Raw genomic sequence first — 1810 nt, 5'->3', positions numbered from 1 at the left:
ACCCTGCGGGTAGAGTGCAGGACTGATTGCCCCTGCACCTCCGTTAGTTAGCAGATGCGGGATCCTCACCAGTGCGCCGTTGGCCACAGTCTACGGCCCGCTTTGCGAATAGCCGTTTGGGCCATCCCAATCCCAAAGGATCCCATCTCTGCACCCCAAAGTTGCCAAAGTTGAATGAAGCTTATGATTCAAGCCGAGCCAAAAAGATTCGGCACAATGGGGAGAGCCATTTCACCAAGCTGTTGAGGACATCGCTATGGCCTACAAACTCTGGATCGACGGCCAATGGGTCGATAGCCAAGGGGGGGGCCTGATGACCATCGAGAACCCGGCCACCGGCGAGAAACTGGCAGAGGCGGTGGATGCCAGCCCTGCCGATGTGGATCGGGCGGTGCAGGCCGCCCAAACAGCCTTCTACGATGGCCGTTGGTCGAAACTCACCCCCGGCGAGCGCTCCCTGGCCCTCTGGAAATTGGCGGATCTAATCGAAGCTCGCGCCGCCGAATTGGCTCGCTTGGAATCGGAAAACACTGGCAAGCCCTACGAGTTCCTCAGCTTGGGGGGAGATCTGCCATTTGCGGTGGATAATCTGCGTTTCTTCGCCGCCGCCGCCCGCGACATCCATGGCTTTAGTGCTGGGGAATACGCCAAGGGCTACACCTCCCTCTTTCGCAAAGAGCCGGTGGGGGTGTGCGCTCAAATTACCCCCTGGAACTATCCGCTGATGATGGCCGTCTGGAAGATCGGCCCCGCCCTGGCCGCCGGCTGTACGGTGGTGCTCAAGCCCGCTCCTGCCACCCCCCTGACCACCCTGATGCTGGGAGAACTGATCGCCGAGGCTGGGATCCCGCCCGGGGTAGTCAATATCGTTACCGGAGGCAATGCCACCGGCCAAGCCCTGGTGGAGCACCCCCAGGTGCGCATGGTCAGCCTTACCGGCTCTACCGCCACCGGCAAGCAGGTGATGCGGACAGCGGCAGATACCCTGAAGCGGGTGCATTTGGAACTGGGGGGCAAAGCGCCGTTTATCGTCTTCGAGGATGCGGACGTAGAGACCGTTGCTGCCAAGGCCACATTTGCTGCCACCGTCAATACCGGCCAAGACTGTACGGCAGCCACCCGCGTCTATGTGCACGAGAGCAAGCTGGCGCAGGCGCAAGAGGCCATTGTAGAAGCCATGCGCAAAGTAACGGTGGGATCCCCTTTCGAGGCGGGAGTGGAGATGGGGCCTTTGGTCTCAGCAGCCCAGCGGGAGCGGGTGATGGGATTTGTGGAGCGGGCCAAAGCAGAGGGAGCCAAGGTGCTGACCGGCGGTCGGATCCCTTCCCAGCTTGCCCAGGGCTACTACTATGAACCCACGGTGATTGCCAATGTCGATCAAAAAGCGGAGATCGTACAGAGTGAGGTTTTTGGGCCGGTTCTCACGCTCGGCTCGTTTCGCGAAGAAGCGGAAGCGCTACGCTTGGGCAATGACGTCCTATACGGGCTGGCGGCTTCTGTGTGGACTCAAGACATCGGACGAGCGATGAGGTTGGCCGCCGATCTGGAGTTCGGCACCGTCTGGATCAACGACCATATTCCCATTGCCTCTGAGGCCCCCCATGGCGGCTTTAAGCAATCGGGATTTGGCAAAGATCTCTCGGCAGAAGCGGTGCGCGACTACCAAATCACCAAACACGTGATGATTGCAACCCGCTGAAGTGATGCCCATTTTGAACAGAAGATGACCACCAAACAGCGGCGGCTCACCAGGGGTATTCCCAGTCGCCGTAGGCCATTGGTGGCCTTGATTCCGACCTACCCCTTCCCC

Annotated in this window: 1 protein-coding gene; it reads left to right on the top strand. The window is 60.1% G+C overall.

What is annotated here, in order from left to right; all coding sequences use genetic code 11:
* Positions 1-256: 256 nt before the first annotated feature.
* Positions 257-1699 carry a gamma-aminobutyraldehyde dehydrogenase gene (locus NW820_RS12155; RefSeq protein ID WP_414407617.1) on the top strand — a complete coding sequence of 481 codons (1443 nt, stop codon included), beginning with the start codon at positions 257-259 and terminating at the stop codon, positions 1697-1699.
* Positions 1700-1810: the final 111 nt, after the last annotated feature.

The organism is Synechococcus sp. R55.7 (assembly GCF_047461955.1).
GTDB lineage: Bacteria > Cyanobacteriota > Cyanobacteriia > Thermostichales > Thermostichaceae > Thermostichus.
The sequence above is the reverse complement of the archived record's forward strand: the minus strand, read 5'-3'. Positions and strand labels throughout refer to the sequence as shown.